Source organism: Hoeflea prorocentri (assembly GCF_027944115.1).
In the GTDB taxonomy this organism is placed as follows: Bacteria; Pseudomonadota; Alphaproteobacteria; order Rhizobiales; family Rhizobiaceae; genus Hoeflea_A; species Hoeflea_A prorocentri.
In genome coordinates this window covers 319,572-334,928 of record NZ_JAPJZI010000001.1, presented here as the reverse complement: position 1 = coordinate 334,928, position 15,357 = coordinate 319,572, and the positions used below count along the sequence as shown (strand labels likewise).

The 15,357-nt window shown below is 57.7% G+C and carries 14 protein-coding genes; 3 read left to right on the top strand and 11 right to left on the bottom strand.

Annotated elements, in window-relative coordinates; all coding sequences use genetic code 11:
• Positions 1-200: 200 nt before the first annotated feature.
• The 3 genes from OQ273_RS01545 to OQ273_RS01535 all read right to left on the bottom strand — a co-directional run bounded on the left by OQ273_RS01545 (position 201) and on the right by OQ273_RS01535 (position 4,263).
• Positions 201-1,955 (bottom strand): methyl-accepting chemotaxis protein, encoded by a 1,755-nt coding sequence (locus tag OQ273_RS01545; RefSeq protein WP_267988708.1) that lies wholly within the window; start codon positions 1,953-1,955, stop codon positions 201-203.
• Positions 1,956-2,437: 482 nt separating this feature from the next.
• Positions 2,438-3,580, bottom strand: a complete 1,143-nt coding sequence (locus OQ273_RS01540; RefSeq protein ID WP_267988707.1) for a DUF3095 domain-containing protein — start codon at positions 3,578-3,580, stop codon at positions 2,438-2,440.
• 203 nt (positions 3,581-3,783) lie between these two features.
• On the bottom strand, positions 3,784-4,263 hold the full coding sequence (locus OQ273_RS01535; protein WP_267988706.1) for a fasciclin domain-containing protein: 480 nt from the start codon (positions 4,261-4,263) through the stop codon (positions 3,784-3,786).
• Positions 4,264-4,507: 244 nt separating this feature from the next.
• On the opposite strand from OQ273_RS01535, the gene OQ273_RS01530 reads away from it, so the two are divergent.
• Positions 4,508-5,014, top strand: a complete 507-nt coding sequence (locus OQ273_RS01530; protein ID WP_267988705.1) for a hypothetical protein — start codon at positions 4,508-4,510, stop codon at positions 5,012-5,014.
• A gap of 68 nt (positions 5,015-5,082) precedes the next feature.
• Here OQ273_RS01530 and OQ273_RS01525 read toward each other — a convergent pair whose 3' ends face one another.
• Genes OQ273_RS01525 through OQ273_RS01490 form a run of 8 tightly spaced genes read right to left on the bottom strand, consistent with a single transcriptional unit; the run spans position 5,083 to position 13,419 of the window.
• Positions 5,083-5,808, bottom strand: a complete 726-nt coding sequence (locus tag OQ273_RS01525; RefSeq protein WP_267988704.1) for an SDR family NAD(P)-dependent oxidoreductase — start codon at positions 5,806-5,808, stop codon at positions 5,083-5,085.
• A complete protein-coding gene (locus OQ273_RS01520; protein ID WP_267988703.1) occupies positions 5,805-6,593 on the bottom strand; it encodes a cyclase family protein in 789 nt (262 codons plus the stop codon). Before OQ273_RS01520 ends, OQ273_RS01525 begins: the two co-directional genes overlap by 4 nt.
• Positions 6,590-7,846 (bottom strand): SDR family NAD(P)-dependent oxidoreductase, encoded by a 1,257-nt coding sequence (locus OQ273_RS01515; protein WP_267988702.1) that lies wholly within the window; start codon positions 7,844-7,846, stop codon positions 6,590-6,592. The genes OQ273_RS01520 and OQ273_RS01515 overlap by 4 nt, the downstream gene beginning before the upstream one ends.
• A complete protein-coding gene (locus tag OQ273_RS01510) occupies positions 7,843-9,015 on the bottom strand; it encodes a thiolase family protein (protein WP_267988701.1) in 1,173 nt (390 codons plus the stop codon). The genes OQ273_RS01515 and OQ273_RS01510 overlap by 4 nt, the downstream gene beginning before the upstream one ends.
• Complete coding sequence (locus tag OQ273_RS01505; protein WP_267988700.1) at positions 9,015-10,628, bottom strand: AMP-binding protein; 1,614 nt, start codon at positions 10,626-10,628, stop codon at positions 9,015-9,017. The genes OQ273_RS01510 and OQ273_RS01505 overlap by 1 nt, the downstream gene beginning before the upstream one ends.
• The gene (locus OQ273_RS01500; protein WP_276562356.1) at positions 10,625-11,053 is read right to left on the bottom strand and encodes an aromatic-ring-hydroxylating dioxygenase subunit beta; all 429 of its coding nucleotides are present in this window, start codon (positions 11,051-11,053) and stop codon (positions 10,625-10,627) included. Before OQ273_RS01500 ends, OQ273_RS01505 begins: the two co-directional genes overlap by 4 nt.
• Positions 11,054-11,103: 50 nt before the next feature.
• On the bottom strand, positions 11,104-12,465 hold the full coding sequence (locus OQ273_RS01495) for an aromatic ring-hydroxylating dioxygenase subunit alpha (protein WP_267988698.1): 1,362 nt from the start codon (positions 12,463-12,465) through the stop codon (positions 11,104-11,106).
• A 12-nt stretch (positions 12,466-12,477) separates the two neighbouring features.
• On the bottom strand, positions 12,478-13,419 hold the full coding sequence (locus OQ273_RS01490; protein ID WP_267988697.1) for a PDR/VanB family oxidoreductase: 942 nt from the start codon (positions 13,417-13,419) through the stop codon (positions 12,478-12,480).
• 135 nt (positions 13,420-13,554) lie between these two features.
• Between OQ273_RS01490 and OQ273_RS01485 the strand changes: the two genes are divergently transcribed.
• Both OQ273_RS01485 and OQ273_RS01480 read left to right on the top strand, forming a co-directional pair.
• Positions 13,555-14,019, top strand: a complete 465-nt coding sequence (locus tag OQ273_RS01485; protein WP_271292083.1) for a MarR family winged helix-turn-helix transcriptional regulator — start codon at positions 13,555-13,557, stop codon at positions 14,017-14,019.
• Between the two features lie 300 nt (positions 14,020-14,319).
• Positions 14,320-15,336: a TRAP transporter substrate-binding protein gene (locus tag OQ273_RS01480; RefSeq protein ID WP_267988695.1), complete on the top strand. Its 1,017-nt coding sequence runs from the start codon at positions 14,320-14,322 to the stop codon at positions 15,334-15,336.
• Positions 15,337-15,357 lie beyond the last annotated feature (21 nt).

Here is a 15,357-nt window from a genome sequence, read left to right as displayed (position 1 = left end):
AATCGGGCTCGCCGCCGGGCAAGCTCTGCCGGCAACGGCAGTGCACCGGTTCGTTTGACTGGATAACAACGTTCAACCGCGGTTGCGCTATCGACATCAGCGGCAATACGTCACGGCAACTGGCGGATCATGAGGATGCAGGAAGAGGCGTGAAAGCCAAAACGGAACGCGCGACAGAGCTGTCGCGCGCCTTGTGTTGATCAAAATTCCGCCCAGTTATCACTGTCGACTGCCGCATTGCCGTCAAACGCAGGCATTGCTGCTGCGGCAGGTTTGGCCGGCGACGATTGCGGGACTTCGGTCTTTGCTGCAATCGATTTGGCGGCCGTGAGCCTGAACTGTTTGAGCATATTCGACAGGGCCACCGCCTCCGATTCCAGCGTATGGCTGGCGGCGGTTGCCTCTTCGGCCATGGCGGCGTTCTGCTGTGTGCCCTCATCAATCGTGTTGACTGCGCGATTGATTTCATCCAGCCCGTTGGACTGCTCCTGCGATGCTTCGACAATCGCCGACACATGGTCGGTCACTTCAACGATTGAGCTGACGATGGACTTCAGGGCCTGCCCCGTTTCGGCAACCAGATCAACGCCCGACTGTACCTGTCCGCCGGATGTGGTGATCAGGGCCCTTATGTCCTTTGCGGCTGATGCCGAGCGCTGAGCGAGTTCGCGCACCTCCTGCGCAACAACGGCAAAACCCTTGCCTGCTTCACCTGCCCGTGCCGCTTCCACGCCCGCGTTCAGCGCAAGAAGATTGGTCTGGAAGGCGATATCGTCGATCATCCCGATGATGTTGGCGATCTTGTCGGACGAGTCCTTGATTTCATCCATCGCGAGAACCGCTTCATCTACGACAGAACCGGACTTCTCTGCTTCCGACTTGGTCGTTTGAGAGAGGTTTCCTGCCTCTTCGGCACGCTGCGCCGTTGTCTTTACCGTGGCGGCAATCTGCTCCACCGCGGCAGCGGTCTCTTCCACCGATGCTGCCTGCTGTTCCGTCCGCCTTGCCAACTCGTCCGACGCTGATTTTATCTCCGACGTTCCGCCCATGATCACCGAGGCATTCAGCCCGACCTGGTTCAGCGCCGCCTCAAGCCTCTCGACAGAGTTGTTGAAATCGCTTCTCAGACTGTCAAGCGAAGGGATGAAGGGCTCTTCGATGCGCTGCAGAAGATCTCCTTCCGCCAGCCTTGTCAGACTTTTGCCGATTTCGTTGACGGCATGCACGCGGCCCGTGATATCCGTCGCGAACTTGACGACTTTGATGACTTTGCCGTCCGCGTCGAAAATCGGGTTGTAGGAGGCCTGGATCCAGATTTCCTTGTTTCCCTTACCGAAGCGCTTGAACTCTTCAGCAACAAATTCGCCCTCCGCCAGCCTCTTCCAGAACGCGTCATATTCGGGCTGCTTTGCATATTCGGGATCAACAAACATCCGGTGATGTTGACCGACGATCTCTTCCAGCCCGTATCCAACGGTTGCACAGAAATTCTCATTGGCGGTCAGGATCACGCCGGTCGGATCGAATTCGATGATTGCCTGCGCACGAGATATGGCTTCAAGCTTGGCGCCATCCTCCATAGCCTTCAATGTGGCTTCGGTAATGTCCGTTGCACATTTTACAATTTTGGAGGGTTTTCCGCCTCGACCCAAAACAGCGTTGTAAGTGGCCTGGATCCAGACCTCATTGCCGTCCTTCCCAAACCGCCTGTATTCACCCGACTGGAACTCGCCGCTCCTCAGCCGCGACCAGAACTCCTGATATTCGGCGCTCTGAGCCTCACTCGGTTTGACGAACATGCTGTGATGCTTGCCGACGATCTCGGCACGGTCATAACCGAGCGCTGTACAAAAATTCTGGTTTGCGTCGAGGATATTGCCATTCAGGTCAAACTCGATAATCGCCAGTGATTTGTGCAAAGCACTGAGAACTAATGCTGAATTGGATGAAAGCACGGCCGGTCTCCCAGGGTCCAAGTTGCTACCTCATCGACAGGCGGACAAACGAGAGATCGCCAATTGTGGCCGCTCTGCACATGCCTGACCGACGATTTACAGTCAACCAATACGCCGATGGCGCCTTGGCGAGCCGTACTCCAGCCTTTCGCAAACAATGTGTCCGCGAAAATTCATCATGAACTTGAGGGAATTCCGGATGGTTGAAGTCATTACAACCAAAGACATCTGTTCAAGAAACCTATCTGTTTTACGGTAAAAAATAGGTTAACTTGTAAAATACTCCGCTCGGCAATTATAACCTGTACTGTGCATAAATAAGACTAAAAGAAGCACAATAAAGATATATATCATTACGTCGAGAAGTCGGACACAACGGCCGTAAGCACCGGGACCGCGAACCTTTTTCTTGTATGTTATACGCAGGCTTCATTGGAGCCGATAGAAAACCTGTTGACGAAACCGGCTATTGTCGCGTCAAGTCACGAACGGCCATTGGCGCGCAATTGCTTCGCAGCCGACGCATATCCGCCCCCCGACCCGTCGATAAAGTGCATGTGGTTTCTTTCGAAAACGGATGGAACCACACAGGTAATCAGCGCCTCGTCCTGTACATGAAGGCCGAACCGGATCACCCCGTCGCGCTCGGCCCGTTCCAGAATAGTCTTCAGACCGTCTATCGAACCGGGTGAACAATCAACGGTCATCATCAGTCCGTCATTGAATTTGCGGAAATCCGAATTTGCAGAAATGTCGGCGCGGTACCGGGTTGGCGCGAGGCCTCGCAACGGAGCAGCTGCCTTGAACAGTGACCAGTAAAACAGCGTTCGGACAATCGTCCAGGCCTTCTTCAAGGCGTCAAAACCGGACCCGGTAATTGTCTTGGATTGCAGATCGATGGAAGCACCGGGCCATCGCACGTCCGGACCGGCATCAGGAACGGGGTTCACCGCCTTTGCCTTGCCAAGAGCCTTGATGATTTTTCGCGTCGCCTTCTCAAAAGCGGCAGGTTTTGAACCGGAAGCAGGCTTGACGATCAATGAGATGATCTTGCCGCGCGTGGACATCACAGGGCCCCACTGGCACGATAGACCCGACAGGTCCGGGTCACCTTCATCGCCAGTCGGCCTGATCGCGAAATGGCCGCCCTTTAGCTGCTTCTCTGCCCATTCGAGGCCACCCCCGGTAAAAAGCGAATATTGCACGTGATCCGACGCCCGCCAGTAAGCGGCCCGCACATCGAAACCGGCGGCCCGGATTGCGGCAATGCTGGTCATGCCGACACGCAAATCCAGTTCGAGCTGGCCTTTGACCCAATGGGATACCTGGGCAAGCGCACTTGATGCGGCTTGCGCCTGTTCCGGTCGCACAACAAATTGCGCGCCATCGCCACCAAATGCAAAAAGCGGCAGTCTGCCGCCTGAGGAATTCGAAACGGCGCTGATCGTGGCCGCGCCTGCAAAATTGACGGATTTGTAATGCCCGTTGGCAATTGCACCGGTCGAATCGACAACATCGGCTATGCCGATCTGCCAATCATCAGGAAGACGTGCGTATAACGAACCGTCGGCCACCTGCTCAAAACGGGTCAAAACCGGAAGGTCAGGAACACCGTGTTGTGACAATGGTCACCCTCCTGATCTCCGTTCCGATCTACAACCCTTTTGAAAGGGCGATTGATCCTGTTTGCCGTTTCGCAGGGAAGCCCCCGTATGAGGACGTTTTGCGCGCCATCTCAGGCACCGACGCGCCGGAAACGAATCCACCAGGCGTCTTTTTCAAGGCGAGGCCGGTTTTTCCCCGGCCTCGCCATTGAAAGTGCCGTGACCTATTTCGGCAGGACGACCTGGTCGATAACGTGGATCACGCCATTCGACGTTTCGATGTCCGCGGTCACGACAGACGCATTGTCCACCTTGACGCCATCCATGGCGTCGACCATCAGCTCACTGCCCTGAACGGTTTTAACGCCCATTTTCTTGCCTGCGATGTCACCCGACATGACCTTTCCCGGGATGACATGGTACGTCAGCACGGCAACCAGTTGGTCTTTGTTTTCAGGCTTCAGCAGATCCTCGACGGTTCCCGCCGGCAGTTTTTCAAAGGCTTCGTCCGTCGGAGCGAAAACCGTAAACGGGCCCTCGCCTTTCAGCGTGTCGACAAGTCCGGCAGCCTGAACAGCGGCGACCAGCGTGTTGAAGTTCCCGGCAGAAACGGCCGTATCGACGATGTCGGCGGCCTTGGCTGCAACCGTGCCGAAAGCAAGCGGCACGACAGCAATGGCGGCAATAAGGGTACGTCTGAACATTTCGAGTTCTCCTGTGAGACTATTGATCCATGTGCGCCGGCATGAGGTATTACGCGGGGTGTCGCCAAGCGGATCAGCCGAAACGAACAAACAATATTAAAATCCGTAAAACCGCCGTCATTTCCGGCCGTCGAACAACGTCATACGCGACAAGGCGGAACTGCAACCACAGGTGCAGCGATTACGGTTTATTTACGCAAATATGCTCCAATATCTGTCGGGCGGACAAACACGGAGATTGACCGTGGCTTATGGGGATGAAGGCCTTGTCAGGCTAAAGCGGATGCTCCGGGCTGGCAGGATCACCCGTGCGGAATACAACGACGCCAGGGCCGGGAAACCGAACGAAGCGGAAGCCGAAGAGCAACCGTCTGATCCACCACGTGTGAGAAAGCCGGCGCTGGTTGGTCTGGGCGCACTGGCGTTTGCAGCCCTGTTTCTCGTCGGATATTTCATTGGCTACAACAGGGACAATAATGCAACAGATGTCGCATCGACCAACGTTTATGCGCAACACTGCCTTTCCAGATGGGATGCGTCCTTCGAACCGTTGGTGAGGGCGGTAAAACGAGATTTGAGTGATCCCGCCAGTTTCCGGCATATCGAGACCCGGCCGACACCGGTATCGTCGGACGGCACCAATGTTTTCACCATGGAATACCGCGCCGCCAACAGCTACGGCGGAATGACACAGGAGAGCGCCAGCGCCATTGTGTCGAACGAAACCTGCAGGATGCTGACATGGTACTGACTGCAGCGGCCCGCGGAAACGCATACGCTGCAACAGAGCTCATCATTTAGCAGTGCCGGGTGCCATGGTCAGATGGTGATTGTCCCAACGCTTGCTCCACCGCACACGTAAAGCGTCTGTCCGGTGACGAAACTGTTGGCCGGATCGCAAAAGAACAAAAAGGCGTTTGAAACATCCTCGACACGGCCCAGCCTGCCAACGGGAATTCGCTTGGCCAGATCGGTTTCCTGCTGACTTCCCTTTTCAACGATGCCCCAAAAATTGTCCGTCTGGATCGGCCCCGGCGCAACCACATTCACAGTTATGCCATGGGGTGCAAGTTCCAGCGCCCATGTCCTCGCCATGCCGATCATGGCGGCCTTGCTGGCGCTGTAGGCTGTTCGCGTTGGCACGCCAAGCGCCGCTCGCGATCCATTGAACATGATGCGCCCGAAACCGGCATTTTTCATCGACGGCAATACGGCCTGCAGCAAGGTCAGTGCGGAGCCAAGATGAAGCTGGGCAAGCCCTGTTATGTCGGACGGCTTTGCATCTTCGACAAGGTTCGGCCAGATCAGGCCGGCATTGTGAATCAGGTGGGTTACATTGTGGGTCGATGCGATCTCGGCTGCCGCCTTCGTAACAGCATCCTCGTCGAGAAGGTCGGCCTCCACGGAAAACAGGTTCGGGTGAGAAACCTGGGGCGCGTGCCGCGCGACCGAGATGACACGGTAATTCTTCTCCAGCAAACGCGCCGCAAGGTCCGCGCCGATCCCCTTATTGGCCCCGGTAATAATAGCGGTGTACTCACTCATGACCGGCCACCCGGAACCATCGCCAAAACCCGCAAGGGGCTGCCTGTTCCATTCTTGATCTTCAGCGGCGCAGCCAGAAGGACCGCACCCTTTGGCGGCAGCCGGTCGAGACTGGCGAGACACTGGAGGCCGTATTTGCCGGCACCGTGGAGATAATAGTGGGCCGGATAAGGCGGCTCATAATGGCTCGCCTGACCGGCATCCGTGCCGACGGTTTCCGTTCCGAAGCCGCGGATATCACGTTGCTCGATCAAAAACCGGATGCCTTCCGGGGTCGGTCCCGGTGAGTGCGGGCCGTCGTCCTTCATATTGAGATAGGCGGCACCCGACCTTTTCGACCAGTCGGTTCGCATGAGCACCCAGGAATTGGCCTCAATCGTTCCGTACTCATCCTCCCAGGCCTTGATGATATCCGGGGTCAATTCGAAGTCATCGTCTTTGCCCGCCCCTTCAGAACAATCGATAACATTGACCGGGCCGATGAAATCGCCCGGCGCGATTGCGTCGACCGAGTTGTTCGGAAGATCGCGGCCCGATATCCAGTGCGCCGGCGCATCGAAATGGGTCCCGGTATGTTCCGACATGCTGATATTGTGCCATTTCCAGGCCGGACCGCGATGATCGTAGGCGCTGATTTCCTCCATCCGGAACCGTGCGCACTGGCCGAACTCGGGCGGCAGGACAATGACCGGAAAGTCCGGGTCCAGTGTATGGGTGAGGTCGACAATCTCGATGCCGCCCTCGGACACCTTTTCGCAAAGCGCTTGAAGAATGGCCTGGCTCATGCGCCGTCTCCCGCCAGGGTCATTTCCCGTTCCAGAACATTGGGATTGTCGCGGTACCGCTCGTAAAGGTCCTTTGCCACATCACCGCAACAGGTTTCCTCAAGACCGTCACGCAAACCCTGCAGCACCACACGTGCCAGCGCCTGTGGCGTCACCTTGGGCGGCGGCAGCGGCTGATGCCAATCATCCTCTGTCGGTCCGCAATAGACGTTCATGACCCTGAGGCCCGACGCCCGGAATTCCGCCCGCAGGCTCTGGCTCAACGAACGCGCCGCGGCGTTCGATGCTGAAAAACAGCCATAATCCGGACTGTTGGAGAGCGCATGAACGGACAGGATATTCACCCAGGCAACCGCTGAATTGTCACCGTCGGCCGTTCGCCCGCACATGCCCGGCCCGAAGGCCTGGGCAAGGCGCATCAGACCCAGATAATTGACCTCCATTTCATCGCGCGCAAAGGCGGTATCACCGCGCGCCAGCACGCCGCCGGGACGAACAAAACGGGCATTGTTGATCAAGATATCCGTCTTGCCGCCGATCTCTCCCGCGAGTTCTTGAACCGAGGCCGTGTCGGTCACATCAAGCGGCAGGATCACAACATTTGAAATCGCCTCGAGCGCTTCCCTAGCCGGGTTAGGCCTCCAACTTTCCGCTTCACCGACAAAAACTGTTGCAGCGCCGGCATCCACCAGGGCCTTTGCAAGCGCCGGTGCATTGGCATTCCTTGCATCCGCGATCAGGACCCGGCGGTGTTTCGGATCGCTGGTCATCGCCCTGAGTTGGGGATCATCTTCCATATTTGGGCTCCGTTCTTGCGGGACGGCAAACAAAACGGCCTGTCCGGACCGGTCGAGGCGGTTAAGCAGATTGACCCGGTCATTGCGGGCGCAATCACCATGAAGGTGACAGATAACCACCGGACCGGCATCGAGTTTGACAGTGCCGGTGCGCCAGGGCGCCCTCTCCTTGAAATAGAGTTTCATCGAGGTCCGGATCGTGGTTTCAGCCAGGATTGACCCTGCGGGGTCGGTGTCTTTCCAGGCCAGCTCGGTCGATAGGCAGCTCGAACAGGCATCGCGCGGCGGATACTGAACCGCTCCGCATTCCGCGCAGTGTTGCAGCGCAAATCGCCCCTCGGCTGCCGCCGCGCTCAATCCGAGAAATGCACGGCTTCGCGCCTCCGGCGGCCGCGTCGGCGACACGGTGCGCTTTTGCGGGTTTTTCTTTTTTGGCGGCTGAAGCGGATCGGTCATGCGCTGCCCGCCTTCAATATTGCCGCGCTTGAACAAACACCCCGGTCGTAATTGATCATGCCGAAACCGGAGATGAACGCACATTTGGCGTCCGGCACCTGTGTGCTCTGCGCCAGACCCGTCACCTGCCTTATGGCCTCGACGAGACCGATGAAGCCGCCGGCGGCGCCCGCCTGCCCGGCCGAAAGCTGACCGCCGGACGTGTTGTGCGGGAAATCGCCTGCAATCGTCATATCGCGCTCACGCAGGAAATCTGCTGCGGCACCCTTCTCGCAAAATCCGAGATCTTCGATCTGCATGAATGAAATCACCGGATAGTCGTCATAGGTCTGAAGAAGATCAATCTCCTGCGGGCCGCAATCGGCCATCTCCCACAACTCTTCGATATCCACCGTCCATCCGCCACGCAGCTGGATCGGGTCATCCGCGTGGGCATTGTGACGCTCAATTGTGCCGCCGATCCGGGCAAAGGGAAGATTGCGTTTTATGGCTTCATCCTCGGACATCACCAGAAAGGCCTCCGATCCCGCACAGGGCATGACGCAATCAAACAGTGCAATCGGATCGGAGATGGGCCGTGCTTTCAGGTAATCGTCCAGCGTCAGCGGCTTCTTCATCAGCGCGCCGGGATTTTTCAGCGCATTGCTCCTTTGCGCAACACACAAACGGCCGAAGTCGTCGCGCGTCGCCCCGAACTCATTCATGTAGCGATCCGTCAGCAGCGCAAAGTTGGCATTGGGCCCGCCATAGCCATAAGGATAGGATGCATCGGAGGCAAAGCGGGAAAAGCTCGACAGCATCAGCCGGAAACTGTCGACATGATTGGTGTCTCCGGCAACGCAGGCAACAATGTCCGCGTCTCCCGCTTGCACCGCTCGCGCCGCCCTTCGCAAGGCCACGATCCCGCTGGCTCCTCCCATCGGGATATGGTCGAGCCATCGCGGGCTAAGGCCGAGATGCTGGGTCAGGCCCACGGCGGTGTCGGGAAAGAGGGTGAAACTGGACACGGTGAAGCCGTCAATATCGCCGGGTTTCAGACCCGCCACATCGAGCGAACCGCGCAAGGCGCGGGCAATCCACCAATGCGCGGATTCGATCGAATAGCGTTGATACGGCATCGTAAAAGGCGCCGTCAGCACCACTCCGTCATAGGATTTGCGGCGTGCCATCAGGCCGCCTGCCGTTTTTTCAGATGTGCGGTGACTGTCGTACCGGATTGACCGACGAGGTCCGCCGCAAGCCTTTTCAACTGCGCGCGCTGGACCTTTTGTGTCGCGGTCAGCGGCAATGTATCGACAAAGGCAATGTGGCCGGGCGCTTTGTAATAGGCCATCTGACCAAGGCACCATTCGGTGATTTCAACAGCCAGATCCGGTGAAGGATCATCAACAACAAGACAGGCAAAAACCTCATCGCCACGGATCGGGTCGGGAACGGATGTTACACCGGCGGCCTTGATCTGCGGATGCCGCATGAGAATCGATTCCACCTCCACGGCGGCGATGTTCTCGCCGGACCGGCGGATGACGTTCTTCTTCCGGTCGACAAAGAACATGTCGCCGTGTTCGTTCCGGCGGACAATATCGCCGGTATGGAACCAGCCGTCCCGCCACGCGTCCTCGGTGGCCTCCGGATCCTTGTAGTAGTGCGAGAAGAACCCATAGCGCGGATCGCCCTCGGCACGCCGGACCAGCAACTCGCCGGGCGCACCGGTGGTTACCTCATTGCCCTCCTCGTCGACAATCCGGCACGCGACCTCCCGGCCCGGCCGGCCGAGACAGGCCTGTCCGACAAGGCGGTCGGTCGTGTGTGCGGCAATCACCGCGCCGGCCCCTGTTTCCGTCATGGCCCAGGCTTCAACCAGCGGAAAACCGAACCGGTCTTCAAAAGCCGCCTGCAGCTTCGGATCGACGCCGGCGCCAAAGCCGAATTGCACGCAATGCTCCTTGTCGCCGGAGGACGGATCGGCTCCCATCAGCATCGATGGCATGACGCCAAGATAATGCAGGCAGGTGGCGCGCGATTGCGCCACATCCGACCACCAGCTTCTGGGGTGAAAACGGTCAAGCACGATCAGGCAGCCGCCGACGGCGATCATCGCCATGAATGAGTAGGCCATCGCGTTCATGTGAAAAACCGGCAGCGGCGTGATCATCCGCTCGCCATCGGTTGAAAGCGCGGCGAGGCCACCGACGGACGCATACCAATTGCCCGCCAGCAGAAAATAAGCGTTCGGCAGAACGCAACCTTTCGGATTTCCCGTCGTTCCGGACGTATAGAGGACCGCAGCCTCACCGCCATCCTCTTGCGCAACGACTGAATTGCCGCGCGGCGCGGGCAATGGGTCGTGCGGCCCAACGACCGACAGGTCCATGCCCGCGGCCGCAGATGCTTTGCGCAGCTCGTCCTGACGCGGTTTAACGGCGATGATCAGCGCCGGCTCGCTGTGGCCGATCAGATATTCGAGCTCCGCCGCACGCAGATCCGGATTGATCGGAACGATCGAAATGCCCAGCCGGTTGAGCGCCAGCCAGACAATGAAGAAGACCGGACGGTTTTCCAGAAGAACGGCGACCCGCATTCCGCTGCGATAGCCCTTGGCCTCAAACCGTGCCGAGAGCTCATCCACGGCGGCCTTGGCCTCGCCATAACGCATTGTGCCGGAGGGGATCCCATAGACCTTTGCCGTTCCCGGCAGCGTCTGCAGCAGGTCGCGACCGGGCCATCGCCCGGCGGCATCCTCAAATGCGTTATAAACGCTGTTACAGCGATCAGAAATCATGGCAGCAATTGTATGTTGCCGAAAGCCGCATCGCAGTTCAACAGGTCGACCCGTTTGTTGGCGATGCGCAATTTGCCATCCACCTGTTTGAGTTCATGGGTCGCTGTAAGCGCCAGCAGGAACTGATCATCGAGGCGCGTTTCAATGTAATGCATCGATGTGTTCGTGACATATTCGCCGTTCTCATGGTCTGTTCTGTCAATAAAAGGCCGCTGAATGACATGGTGGCACCGGCTCTTCGGCTTCTGGCTGAATGTCCGCGCGCCGTTCAAGCGCTCGACCCTGAGCTTGAGCATGAAGAGATCTTCATAAAGGAACGAGGTGACGAGATGCGGATCGGTCTGCTTGTAGTCGAGCGGCATCCAGTAGTGGCCATCCGCCAGCCACAGATCAATCCACTCATCGTAGCGGCCCTCATCGAGCATACGCGCTTCGGCATAAATGAAGTCGATCAACTCATCTTTGCTGATATCCGTCACTGACCGGCCTCCCCTTGCAGTTCGGTCCGGCGCGGCATGGTCGCTGTCATGAACTTCGCCCAGGCATGGAACTGGTTGCGCATCTGCCGCTCGGTGGTGCCGTTTTCGACGGCCTCTTCGGAAAAGTCCTCCTCCGCGCCCGGATAAAGGCGCTGGACATTGACCCATTCCAGCCCTTCGGAGTGCAAGCCCTCCTGCGCGCGTTCATACATTTCCAGATCGTCATGCCCGACAATCGATGTCGGTGCATTGATCATACGGTTGTACATGGCGGTGCGCGCCAGCAAATGGTCCGGTGCGCCGACAAGCCGGTAGATGTAGCTCTCCACAAGCGTCTTGTCGGGGCCGAGCGGAATGAAATTTCGCAATTGCTGGATGGGTCCCTTGATCATGATCGATGGGAAATAGACCGTGTTGTGCCGGTTCTCATCCATGATGGCCTTGGCGCGGTCTTCGCCATAGGCCTCGCACATGGCCTCAAAATAGCCGGGCACGGCGGAATAGTCGGAGTGGATCGAGTGATGAACGCCGGTGTGGCCATGCCCGTTCGGCCAGGTACGGATGCCCATGTCCTCGAAGAACTCGTAGGGCGACATGAATGGGGCGATGATCTCCATGGCCGGCGGGCGGGGCTCCGGATTGCCGAGGCTCTCCCAGATTTTAACCGCAGTGCCGGCCGAGCTTTCGTGCGCCACCATCGGATGGCAGGTGTCGGTCTGGTTCTCAACGAGCATTTTCCAGTTGCACTGATGCATATAGCGCAAGGGCGGACCGGCAATCTCGAGCCGGCCTTCCGGCGAACGGTCGACCATATTGTCGATCGATGACAGGCTGCCCTGAAAGAAATCCTCGAAGCTGATGCCCTCATCGGCCAGCCTCGCAAATATGAAGCCGCGATAATTGCGTACATCGCCGACCGGTTTGATGCCCTTTACGTTTTCGGTCTCGTCGAGACCTGTATTTTCGTATCCCTTTTTCAGCGGGATCGCCAAAAGGCAGCCATCGGTCTTGAATGACCAGGCATGATAGGGGCAGCGGAAAAACTTTCCGGTATTGCCCTCGCGATCAATGGCAATCTTCACACCCTTGTGCGGGCAGCGGTTGTGCAGAACCTTCACCTCACCATCCGAGTGCCGTACCTGTATGACCGGTTGATCGCCGATCTGGGTTGCGTAGTAGTCGCCCTTGTTCGGGGTCTGGCTCTCGTGACCCACAAACACCCAGCTATTGGTGAATAGGTGCCGCATTTCCAGCTCATACACATCACGGCTGATATAGACATCGCGGTGCACCTGATAACCCTGGACCAGGTCTTCGATATCTTCGGCGGCCATTTGCCTTGGCTGCTGTTTGTACATTGATCCTCTCCCTTAGAGATCCAGAACCAGACGCCCCGACTTGGCGCGGCTGACGCAGATCTGCATGACTTTACCTGCCGCCCTGTCGGCTTCCGACAACACAACATCGCGATGGTCGGGTGTTCCGCTGATCACATCGGTCTGACAGATACCGCAATCGCCGCGCTGGCAATCGTACATCAGATCCTTGCCCGCTTCCTCAAGCACCTCGATAATGGTCTTTCCGGCAGGAATTACGAACACTTCGCCAGTGTCATGGATTTCCACCTCGAACGATGCATCGCCGGATTGAGCTTCGGGCGCGGAAAACAGCTCGATATGAATGTTGGCTTCAGCCAGTCCGGCCGTGATCGCGGCCTCACGCGCTGCATCGATCATTCCCTTGGGCCCGCAAATATAGAGCTGCGTGTCCGGCGGCTGTGCCGACATCAATTTTGCAAGATCAAGCGGTGCCTGATCGTCAAAATGAAAGACCATATGGTCGGGAAAGGCTTGACCAAGCCGTTCCCGGAAACCCATGACCCCGGCACTTCTGGCACTATAGTGAAAGGCAAAGTCCCTTGCCTGCGCGTCCAGAGCACTCGCCATGGAAATGAGCGGCGTCACACCGATGCCGCCGGCAAGAAGCAGGACCGGCGCAGCGCCATCACGCAGTTCAAAATCGTTTTCGGGTGGCAGAACCTTTATGGCCCGCCCCGCCTCGAGCCGGTGCATGGCTTTGGAGCCGCCGGTTCCATCGTCCTCACGCTGAACGGCAATCGTGTAATTCCTGGTCGATAATGAAGATTTCCAATCGATCAGCGAATAGGACCGTGTTCCAAGTTCACCGAGATCGAAATCCAGATGCGCGCCCGGTAAATAGCCGGGCAACTCGGCCCCGGATGCCTCGCAAAGCGTAAAGACACGGATGCGATCCGTTTCGTCATGGATACTGTCGACGACCAGATTGAGCATGGGTGTTTGGTCCTCCTGGCAACAATATATGAAAAATCATATAAACCCGCAATCGTTTCTTCGGACTTTTTTTCAGCTTGTCATTGTGGCATCCAGTAAACACGCAGATTCAACGCGATGGCATCGGAAGAATTCATGACAAAGGGCGGCAAGCAAAAGGGCGCATTCGTTCCCTCCTATCTGCTTTATCTCCTGGCCGCTTCAAGCGAGGCGGCAAGCGCTCAATTCCATGCCCGTGTACGCGCAAACGGACTGCGCGTGCCGGAATGGCGGGTACTGGCCTGCCTGTCCGATCAGGACGGGCTGATGATCACGAGGCTTGCCGAGTACGCACTTGCAGAACAATCACGCCTGACCCGCATTGTCGACCAGATGGACAAAAAGGGTCTGGTGGAGCGGCGCGTCGATGACGGCGACCGGCGCAAGGTCAGGGTCCATCTGACAGATGCCGGTCGCGCCTTGGCCGAAACACTCGTCCAGGAGGCGCGAGACCATGAAAGCCGGTTACTCGGGCTCCTGGAGGATACTGATGCAGCCCGCATCAAACCCGCGCTTCAGGCCCTCCTGAGGAGCCTGGAACACGTGTCGCCCGGCGACTGAGCGCAAAACGATCGTCCCCTGAAATCCGCGAGCTTGATAAGCCTGGCTTTTTTTGTTACATAAACCGACCGGTTGGTCAATGATTGGCATATGTCGGCATGTGCCGATCAGGAAGAAAGAATGAGCTTCTTTAAAGCAGATAAGTCAACGTCAGAACAAACATTGAAGGCCTTTGGGGACTTGAATGATAATTCCATGCAAATTCATATATCTTGACAAAGACCCGATACCGGTGTGAACCTAGACATGGAGGACGCCGACTGCAGCAAGGCCGCAGTGGCACACAATAGGGAGTTGGAAATGAGACATTTTGCACGACTCGTCGCCGCAACGGCGATTTTTGCCAGCACGAGCATGGTCGCCTGGGCTGCAGACACCACGCTGAAGATATCAACATGGCTGCCGCCGACACACGGGATTAACACCGAGATTTTTGCCGGTCTCGTCGACATGATGGAAGAAGCCACCGACGGCAAGGTGAGCGGTGAACTGGTTTTCGGCCTCGCTCCGCCGCCGGCACAGATGGACCTGGTCCTCGACGGTGCAGCCGACATGGCGATCATTTTTCACGGCTATCAGCCCGGACGGTTCGTGGCCACCAAGCTGATCGAACTGCCCGGCTATGAAGGCAGCGCGGAGGCAGCATCGGTTGCCTATTGGCGCGTCCATGAAGAGCATCTCGATAAACTCAATGAACATCGCGGCGTAAAGGTTGTGTCGCTGAACACCCATGGACCCGGCCAGATTCACACCAGCAGCAATGTGGCCTCGCTTGAGGATCTGGACGGTCTGAAGACCCGTATCGGCGGCGGCGTCGCAGGCGATGTGGGATCGGCACTTGGTCTCGTCGGCATCAACGTGCCTGCCCCGAAGGTCTACGAGACACTCGAATCGGGCGCAGCGGACGCCGTTGCGATGAATGTCGGCGAACGTGTCGGCTTCAAGCTGAATGAGGTCGCGAAGAACCTTTACGACATGCCCGGCGGGCTCTACCGCGGTTCCTTCGCCATCATCATGAGCCAGGAAACGTTCGACAGCCTGCCCGCCGACGTTCAGGCCACCCTGGATGAAAACGTCTTCGGCGAACCGGCAAGCCGCATGGCCGGTGCAGCCTGGGACAAATCCGACCAGATTGCTTATGAAGCAACGCGGGAAGCTGAGGGAGCCAAGATCATCGAGGCCTCTGACGCCGATCAGGAAAAGTTTGATGCCATTGCCAAAGATGTCACCGCCAAGGTTCTGGCGGAACTTCAGGAAGCGGGCATTGACTCCCAGGCCGCATATGAGATGGTCAAGTCCGAAATGGCCGCAAACTGACCTTGTGAAAACCCGCCGCCC